Source organism: Bacillus sp. J41TS8 (genome assembly GCF_018333035.1).
GTDB lineage: Bacteria > Bacillota > Bacilli > Bacillales > Bacillaceae > Bacillus > Bacillus paralicheniformis.
In genome coordinates this window covers 125,897-131,896 of sequence record NZ_BORF01000014.1, presented here as the reverse complement: position 1 = coordinate 131,896, position 6,000 = coordinate 125,897, and the positions used below count along the sequence as shown (strand labels likewise).

General features: G+C 48.0%; 5 protein-coding genes. 2 read left to right on the top strand and 3 right to left on the bottom strand.

Annotation, left to right across the window (positions count from 1 at the left end; all coding sequences use genetic code 11):
• Positions 1-176: 176 nt before the first annotated feature.
• On the top strand, positions 177-1,361 hold the full coding sequence (locus tag KI350_RS18025) for an MFS transporter (protein WP_039073285.1): 1,185 nt from the start codon (positions 177-179) through the stop codon (positions 1,359-1,361).
• A 248-nt stretch (positions 1,362-1,609) separates the two neighbouring features.
• On the opposite strand, the gene KI350_RS18020 is transcribed toward KI350_RS18025, so the two are convergent.
• Entirely contained in the window at positions 1,610-3,166 is a 1,557-nt protein-coding gene (locus tag KI350_RS18020) for an ABC-F family ATP-binding cassette domain-containing protein (RefSeq protein ID WP_065644552.1), read from the bottom strand.
• 137 nt (positions 3,167-3,303) lie between these two features.
• On the opposite strand from KI350_RS18020, the gene KI350_RS18015 reads away from it, so the two are divergent.
• On the top strand, positions 3,304-4,434 hold the full coding sequence (locus tag KI350_RS18015) for a DEAD/DEAH box helicase (RefSeq protein ID WP_039073284.1): 1,131 nt from the start codon (positions 3,304-3,306) through the stop codon (positions 4,432-4,434).
• Positions 4,435-4,477: 43 nt separating this feature from the next.
• On the opposite strand, the gene KI350_RS18010 is transcribed toward KI350_RS18015, so the two are convergent.
• Both KI350_RS18010 and KI350_RS18005 read right to left on the bottom strand, forming a co-directional pair.
• Complete coding sequence (locus KI350_RS18010; protein ID WP_105979179.1) at positions 4,478-5,506, bottom strand: NADP-dependent oxidoreductase; 1,029 nt, start codon at positions 5,504-5,506, stop codon at positions 4,478-4,480.
• 50 nt (positions 5,507-5,556) lie between these two features.
• Entirely contained in the window at positions 5,557-5,940 is a 384-nt protein-coding gene (locus KI350_RS18005) for a DUF3212 family protein (RefSeq protein WP_065644553.1), read from the bottom strand.
• Between the last annotated feature and the right edge of the window lie 60 nt (positions 5,941-6,000).

Sequence of the window (6,000 nt, the reverse complement as noted above, 5' to 3'; positions counted from 1 at the left end):
TGAAGAATTTCTTGTGTAGAACATTAGAATGACACCGTCCTTTTCAATCCTTTTCTTTATTATAAAATGAAAAAATGGATAATTTAAGGAAAAAAATAAGACTGTCGAGATTTTCTCGACAGCCTGACGCTATTTTTATAGCGTTTCTTTATTTGCAAAGAAAGGTTTGATAGATCATGAATGAACAACCACCTGAGAACTCAAGTATGTTTAAACAGCCAAAAGCGGTCTGGGCCGTGGCCTTTGCTTGCGTGATCTCGTTTATGGGGATCGGGCTTGTCGATCCGATTCTGCCGGCGATTGCGCGGCAGCTGCATGCTTCCCCCAGCCAAGTTTCGCTTTTATTTACAAGCTATCTGCTAGTCACAGGTTTCGCCATGCTTTTATCAGGCGCCGTATCGAGCCGGATTGGGGCAAAGCTGACGTTAATCAGCGGCTTGATCCTGATCATCGTTTTTGCAGGCTTGGGCGGGCTTTCGCATTCCATTTCTCAGCTCGTCGGCTTTCGCGGCGGCTGGGGACTCGGAAACGCCATGTTTATCTCAACTGCGCTTGCCGTCATTGTCAGCGTGGCATCTGGCGGAAGCGCAAAAGCCATTATTTTGTATGAGGCGGCTTTGGGATTGGGCATTTCGGTTGGACCGCTTGCCGGTGGAGAGCTTGGCACAATATCGTGGAGAGCGCCGTTTTTCGGCGTATCGGTTTTAATGGCGGCCGCTCTTTTGGCCATCTTTTTTCTTTTGCCGCCTGTCCAAAAGCCGCGGAAGAAAATTTCCGTCAGCGCGCCGATCAAAGCGCTTCGTTATAAAGGGCTATTGACGCTTTCAGGCGCCGCATTCTTATATAACTTCGGTTTCTTCACCCTGCTTGCATATTCGCCGTTTGTTCTTGACTTAAATGAACGGGGCCTCGGCTACGTCTTTTTCGGCTGGGGGCTGTTTCTTGCGATCACTTCCGTTTTCATCGCTCCGGCCGTACAGCGGATCTTTGGAACCGTCCGCTCGCTGATCTTTCTGTTTTTGCTGTTTGCAGCTGATTTGCTCGCGATCGGGATTTGGACGGAGCACATGGCGCTCGTCATCGGGGCGATCATCATAGCCGGAGGGATTCTGGGCATGATCAATACGATTTTGACAACAGCGGTGATGGAAGCTGCGCCTGTCGAACGGTCTGTCGCTTCATCTGCCTACAGCTCCATCCGGTTCATCGGCGGGGCCATTGCGCCTTGGATTGCCGGTGTGTTAGCCGATCATTTTACTGCGCATACTCCCTATTTTGCAGGATGCATCGCCGTGCTTGCCGGCATGGCCGTTTTGACTGGAGGCCGCCGTTATTTGGCAGGCATCAAAGCCGGTCATTAATGAAAACAGCGTGTCGAGAAACCCTCGCATTCGTTGTCAGGCCGGCGCGTCGGTGCTCACGAATAGAGGAAGGATCGGCGACTAACCGCCCAGGCGTCCTGCCTGAACGTCGCCGTCATCACCTCCTGTGAAAGTCCGCTCCGATGCTCGGCCTTCCTAGACTGTAAAGGTTTTCAATCACGCAGAAAGGATGACAAAATCCCAAAACAAAAAGCCGTTTTGGGATTTTGTCAACAAGCTTTTTTTGTTTATAAAACTTTCGTTGTCCATGACTCGCAATTCCATGTTTCTGTCGCGATGTCCATATAGAATTCAGGTTCGTGAGAGATGAGCAGGACGGAGCCTTTGTATTCTTTCAAAGCTCTTTTTAATTCTTCTTTTGCTTCAACATCAAGGTGGTTTGTCGGTTCATCGAGTACAAGCAAGTTCGTTTCCGAATTGATAAGCTTGCATAGTCTGACTTTTGCTTTTTCCCCGCCGCTTAATACGGATACCCTGCTTTCGATATGCTTTGTCGTCAGTCCGCACTTCGCCAGAGCCGCGCGGATTTCGTACTGTGTAAAGGACGGAAAGTCGTTCCACACTTCTTCTATGCATGTGTTGTTGTTGGTCTCTTTGATTTCCTGCTCGAAATAGCCGATATGAAGGTGTTCGCCGCGTTCGACTTCTCCCGACAGCGGTGAAATTTCACCCAGAAGGCTTTTCAGCAATGTCGTTTTTCCGATGCCGTTGGCTCCGTACAGAGCGATCTTTTGGCCCCGCTCCATTCTCAAGTTCAGCGGACGGGACAGCGGCTCATCATAGCCGATGACGAGCTCTTTCGTTTCAAAAATCAGCTTTCCGGATGTTCTTGCTTGTTTAAAATGAAATTCAGGCTTCGGTTTTTCCGAAGGGAGCTCGATCATATCCATTTTATCGAGCTTTTTTTGCCGGGACATCGCCATATTTCTTGTGCTGACGCGCGCTTTGTTGCGGGCGACGAAATCTTTCAGCTCCGAAATCTCCTGCTGCTGTTTCTTGTAGGCTGCTTCAAGCTGCTGTTTTTTCACTTCGTATACTTCGCGGAATTGGTTGTAGTCGCCGACATAGCGGGTCAGCTCCTGGTTTTCCACATGGTAGATCAGATTGATGACGCTGTTTAAAAACGGAATGTCGTGAGAAATCAAAATAAAGGCGTTCTCGTACTCCTGCAAATAGCGTTTCAGCCATTCGATATGCTGTTCGTCCAGGTAGTTTGTCGGCTCATCGAGCAGCAGGATGTCAGGCTTTTCCAAGAGTAGTTTGGCAAGCAGCACCTTTGTCCGCTGGCCGCCGCTCAAATCCGCGACATCCCTGTCAAGGCTGAGATCGTTAAGCCCGAGGCCGCGGGCGATTTCTTCGACTTTTGCGTCAATCGCGTAAAAGTCGTTGTTGGTCAGGGCGTCCTGGATCGTTCCGACTTCTTCGAGAAGCTTTTCAAGCTCATCGGGGTCAGCCTCGCCCATTTTTGTGTAGATGGCATTCATTTCTTCTTCCATCGCAAATAAATAATGGAAAGCGTTTCTCAGCACGTCGCGGATTGTTTGTCCGCGCTCAAGTGATGTATGCTGGTCAAGATAGCCGACCCGGACCTTTTTGGACCATTCGACTTTTCCTTCGTCAGGCTCAAGTTTGCCTGTAATGATATTCATGAAGGTCGATTTTCCCTCGCCGTTTGCTCCGATGAGACCGACATGTTCGCCTTTCAGCAAGCGAAAGGATATATCATGAAAGATCGCCCGGTCGCCAAAACCGTGGCTCAGCTTTGTGACTGTAAGTAAACTCATGTTTTGCACCTCAAAAAATATAATCTGTATTCTATAAGATTATATCGAACTCAGAGGGAACAATAAAAGAAAAATTGCGCAGCCGCTTTTGTTTTGAGATACTAGGAGCAGAATCAACCTGATAAAAGGAGAAAAACATGACAGAAAGATGGCCATTTTTAAATAAAGCAAAACCGTTTATTCAAGAAAACTGGAAGGCATCGGGCTTTCAAGAGCCGACGAGTGTCCAAAAAAATGCAGTCGATTTGATTTTGGACGGGCGTGACGTGATCGCCGAGTCGCCGACTGGAACGGGCAAAACGCTCGCTTACGTCCTGCCGATTCTGGAAAAGCTGGAGGCGGATCAAAAGAACGTGCAAGCTGTGATTTTGGCTCCGTCCCGCGAGCTTGTCATGCAGATTTTTGATGTGATCGTCGAATGGAAAAAAGGCTCGGATATCAGAGCCGCTTCCCTGATCGGCGGCGCCAATGTCAAAAAGCAGCAGGAAAAGCTGAAAAAACACCCGCACATCATTGCGGGCACACCTGGACGCGTATTTGAGCTGATTAAAATGAAAAAACTGAAAATGCATGAAGTGAAAACGATCGTCCTTGACGAAACCGATCATCTGCTTACACCGGAGCATCGCGGGACGATACAAAGCATCATCAAATCGACGCTCCGCGACAGGCAGCTCCTCTGTTTTTCGGCGACTTTAAAAGACGACGCCGAACGCGAGCTCCGCAGCATGACGACAGAAGCGGAAGTTCTCAGGATCAAGAGGTCGAAAGAAGAATCTGCAAAAATCAAACACCAATTTCTCGTATGCGACCAGCGGGATAAGGTGAAGATCCTGCAAAAATTCTCGCGGCTTCCGGGCATGCAGGCGCTCGTCTTTGTCAAAGACATCGGCAACTTAAACGTGTATGCCGAAAAGCTTAAATTTCATCATGTCGACATCGGCGTTCTTCACAGCGAGGCGAAAAAAATCGAGCGCGCCAAAATATTGCAGGCATTTGAAGCAGGCGAATTCACGCTGCTTCTCGCGACCGATATCGCAGCGCGCGGAATCGACATCGAAGATCTCCCTTATGTCATCCACGCCGATTTGCCAAACATTGAAGGCTATATCCACCGGTCGGGAAGGACGGGAAGAGCGGGGAATGAAGGAACCGTGATCAGCCTTGTCAACCGCATTGAAGAGGAAAGGCTGAAAAAGCTGGCGAAGAAGCTTGAAATCCCGCTTCAGCGGATCGTGTATGAAAGAGGACGGATTATTGAAAGATAAGAAAGAGGCCTGCTGCCGGCAGGCCTCTTTTTTATATGAATGCTCAGGCATTGTCGGAATCGGCGACTTTGATCAGCTGTTTGCCGAGGTTTTTTCCTTCAAACAAGCCTAAAAATGCCTCAGGTATCCGCTCGAAACCTTCTGTTATCGTTTCCTCATATTGAAGCTGCCCGCTTTTTACCCATTCGGCGAGCTGTTTGGTTCCTTCAGGAAAGCGGTCCCTGTAATCGTTGACAACAAATCCTTTCATCAGGGCGCTTGTTTTAATTAAGGCCGTTTGTACACGCGGCCCCATATCATCTTCTGCGCTTTTGACGTTATAAGAAGAAATCGCCCCGCAAACCGGAATTCGTGCAAACTTATTGAGCAGGGGGAAGACAGCATCTGAAATCGTGCCTCCGACGTTGTCAAAGTAAACATCGACACCGTCCGGACAAGCTTGTTCAAGCGCTGAGGCCATATTTTCCGTTGTTTTATAATTGATTGCTTCATCAAAACCGAGCTTTTCTTTTAAGTATGCCGTTTTTTCGTCAGAGCCTGCAATACCGACGACTCTCGCCCCTTTGATTTTGGCAATTTGTCCGACGGCGGAGCCGACTGCTCCGGCGGCCCCGGAGACAACAACCGTTTCACCGGCTTTTGGCTGTCCGATGTCCAAAAGTCCGAAATAAGCCGTCAAACCGGTCATGCCGAGAATCCCAAGAAAAGCGGTAACAGGCGCGAGGGACGGATCGATTTTCTGCAGATTGTCTTCGCGAACCGCTGAATACTCCTGCCAGCCCAAGCGGCCCAAAACAATGTCCCCTTTTTTGAGCTTGTCTCCTTTTGCAGATATCACTTCGCCGATCACGCCTCCAGTGATTACTTTATCAAGCGGAAATGGCTCGACATAGGATTTCGTGTCCTGCATTCTTCCCCTCATATAAGGGTCCACTGAGACATAAAGCGTTTTTACAAGCGCTTCACCGTTTTTTGCTTCCGGAATTTCCGTTTCTTTTATGCGAAAATCGTCCATAACAGGTATGCCCTGCGGACGTCTTGCGAGTTCAATTTGTTTTTGCGACATAATGATTCCTCCTTTTACTTATAACTTACCACGTAAAAAAGAGGTTTAGCAAAAGATCAGCGGGTTGCATGAAAGGTTTTTTTCAGCACAGCATCGGGCAGAAAAAGATGAAAAACATCAGCATTTCTTTCATTTAAAAGATATTGATTGGCATTTTCTCTCGAAAATTGAAACATGTCTTTTGTGATAAAAGGAAGCAATGACAGGAGATATGAAGAGAGGAGGTCTTCGGTGCTGCTTGCCGTTCTCCTTTCTTCCGGATCGCCGATGTTCATGATGATTGAAAAGACGTAATCGATATTGATGCCGAATCGTCTGGCGGCAAAAGATTCAAATCGATGAGTATCAACTTCTTGATGACCTTCCCTTGAAAAAATCTGCTTGACCAAATCGCTAATGATCCATGCGTTATATTGCTGTTCCGGTGAAAAATAATACACGCTTCAATCACCCCATCTCAAAGCCTTGTCTATTTGTAATGTACCTGAATTGGCAATCCT

Coding starts and splice junctions, on each gene's coding strand:
- KI350_RS18020 (WP_065644552.1), bottom strand. CDS start 3,166: ATGAGTTTACTTACAGTCACAAAGCTGAGCCACGGTTTTGGCGACCGG.
- KI350_RS18025 (WP_039073285.1), top strand. CDS start 177: ATGAATGAACAACCACCTGAGAACTCAAGTATGTTTAAACAGCCAAAA.
- KI350_RS18015 (WP_039073284.1), top strand. CDS start 3,304: ATGACAGAAAGATGGCCATTTTTAAATAAAGCAAAACCGTTTATTCAA.